General features: G+C 68.0%; 1 protein-coding gene. It reads right to left on the reverse strand.

Annotated features, from left to right (window positions below):
* A partial coding sequence (locus ACIBCK_RS39145) for an SDR family NAD(P)-dependent oxidoreductase (RefSeq protein ID WP_399398150.1) occupies nt 1-2,564 on the reverse strand: 2,564 nt, incomplete at both ends.

Raw genomic sequence — 2,564 nt, forward strand, 5'->3', positions numbered from 1 at the left:
GTAGCCCAACCCCGGTCCGCAGGAAACACCCCGACCGCGTCCCCGCCCTCCTCCAACAACTTCCAGAACTCACCCGGAGACGACACACCACCCGGAAAACGACACCCCATCCCCACGATCACCAAACGCTCATCACCAACCGGCACCACCGAACCCGCCGACAAGCCACCGGTCACGCTGGACTCACCGCGCAACTCAGCCAGCACGAACCCGGTCAGCGCCACGGGAGTCGGATAGTCGAACGCGACCGTCGTCGGCAGGCGCAGGCCCGTGGCGTTGTTCAGTCGGCCACGCAGCTCCACAGCAGTGAGCGAATCGAAACCTGCCTCACGGAAAGAGCGACCCGGTTCAACTGCTTCGGGCCCCGGCATGCCCAACACCAGGGCAGCCTGCGTCAGGACCAAGTCCCGTACGACATCCCGTTGTTCGGCCGGGGTCAACGCGGCCAGACGAGCAGCCAGCGCGTTCTTCGCCTCTGAGGTGACCTGACCGACCGCACGACGAGCGGGCGAACTCTTGCGCACAAGGCCGGACAGGAACGGCGGGACCTCGGAAGATTCGCGTATCGCCGCCAGGTCCAGCCGAGCCGTCACCAGCAAAGGACCGGCAGCATCAGCAGCCGCGTCCAACAGAGCGAGCCCGTCCGCCACAGACAGCGGCTTCAAACCCTGACGAGACAACCGCCGCCAGTCCGAATCGGTGAGCCCACTCGCCATCCCGTACTCCCACGGCCCCCAAGCGAGGGACACCGCAGGCAGGCCCTGCTGGTGTCGGTGGCCGGCGAGAGCATCCAGGAAGGTGTTGCCCGCCGCGTAGTTGGCCTGGCCCGGATTACCCCAGACACCGGCCACCGACGAAAACAGGACGAAAGAATCAAGATCCAGATCACACGTCAGTTCGTGGAGGTTCCAGGCCGCGTCGACCTTCGGCCGCAGCACCGCCTCCATACGCTCCGACGTCATGGCCGTGGCGAGGCCATCGTCCACGATCCCGGCCGCGTGAACGACCCCGGTCAACGGCACCCCGGCCAGCACCCCGGCCAGCTGCTCGCGATCAGCCGCGTCACAGGCCATCACTTGCGTACTGGCCCCACTGCTGGCCAACTCCGCCACCAGGGAGGCCACACCGAATGCGGTCGGCCCACTGCGTGAGACCAGCAGCAGCCGCTCGGCCCGGCCCGTCTGCGCCAGGTGCCGGGCCACCAAACCGCCCAACGCACCCGACGCACCCGTCACCAACACCGTGCCGCCCGGCTCTGCCGAAATCGCCGGGGCCGACACCCCACCCGTCACCCGCGTCAGCCGTGGCACCCGCACCCGACCCGACCGCACCGCAAACTCCGGCTCACCTGTCCCCACACCCGCACGCAGCCACTCCACAACCCCATCCGCCGACAGATCATCCACATCCGCCAACACAAACCGACCCGGATTCTCCGACTGCGCCACCCGCACCAAACCCCACACCCCACCAACCACAACCCCCACCGAACCCTCACCACCCGCATCCACGGCACCCTCAGTCACCACCAACAGCCGTGATCCCGCCAGCACTTCGTGCGCCAGCCACTCCTGCACCACACCCAGCACACTCGCCACCACACCCCGAGCCGCACCCGGAACATCCCCACCCTCCGGCTCCGGCGCCACCCGCATCACCACAACCGGCGGAACCCCGGCACCCGCCTCCACCGACGCCACCAACCCACCCACACCCTCAACACCCAACTCCACCAGCTCAGCCCCAACAACAGACTCAGCCACAGCCCCAGTCGACACCCACTCCACCCCGAACAAGCCATCACGCCCCGGCACCGCACCAGCAGCGAACGGCCGCAAGACCAACGAACCCACCGACGCGATCAACCCACCCGCAGCGTCAGCCAACGTCACCGACACACCCTCACCGACCTCAGCCGGAACCACCCACACCCGAGCCACCGACGCACCCGAGGCATGCACCACCACATCACTCCACGCAAACGGGATCTCGGGCCCGTCCCTGTGTTCCGCAGTACCTACGATCACGTGCAAGGCGGCGTCCAGCAGTGCCGGATGCACACCGAAGTCATCCGCGCTCACGCCCTCGGGCAGGGCGACTTCGGCGTACAGCTCCTCGCCGCGTCGCCAAGCCGCACGTGTCCCCTGGAACACCGGACCATAGGCAAGACCGCCATCCGCCAGTGCCGGATAGAAGCCGTCCAGATCCACCGCAACAGCACCAACAGGCGGCCACTGCGTCAGACCACTGTCAGCGGCCTCGCCCACGAAGTCCGCCGGGGCCAGAACACCTGCCGCATGCCGCACCCACGCGTCCTCAAGCGAGGCATCCTCGGCCTGGGCATAAACGGCGACCGCACGACGACCGGCCTCATCCGGCCCATCCACCGTCACCTGCACCCGCACCCCGCCCCCAGCCAACAGCACCAACGGCGACTCCATGACGAGTTCCTCGACCCGCCCGCAGCCAGCCTCATCACCGGCCCGCACCACCATCTCGACCAGCGCAGCACCCGGCACAATCACCCGCCCCGCCACCACATGATCCGCCAACCACGGCTGCCC

This window comes from Streptomyces sp. NPDC051218, from assembly GCF_044455475.1.
Classification (GTDB): Bacteria; Actinomycetota; Actinomycetes; order Streptomycetales; family Streptomycetaceae; genus Streptomyces.